A 287-nucleotide genomic window follows, 5' to 3' on the forward strand; every position below is an offset into this window, starting at 1 on the left:
ATACGGCTGAAGCTGTTGGCGTTGCTGACGGTAAAGCCTTGGGTGTTCGGGGCTTGCAGTTTCATGTCTTCGTCAGTTAGCGTGGACATGGCGGCGCGTTCGGCTTCGGCTTTTTGCTGGGCGGCAGCCTGCTCTTTGCGGGCTTTTTCAGCGGCGGCCAAACGGGCTTCGGCGGCTTTTTTACGCGCTTCGGCTTCGGCTTTGCGTTGATCGGCTTTGCGTTTTTCCAAATCTTTCAAGAGATTGTTGAGGCGTTGCTCGTTTTCTCTGTGGTTGATTTTCTTTTG

At 54.0% G+C, this 287-nt stretch carries 1 pseudogene; it reads right to left on the reverse strand.

From position 1 onward, the window contains the following. Positions 1-287, reverse strand: a pseudogene (locus tag ACTHSP_RS23685) (murein hydrolase activator EnvC family protein); the annotation flags it as partial.

It is taken from the genome of Neisseria sp. P0001.S005 (assembly GCF_051963715.1).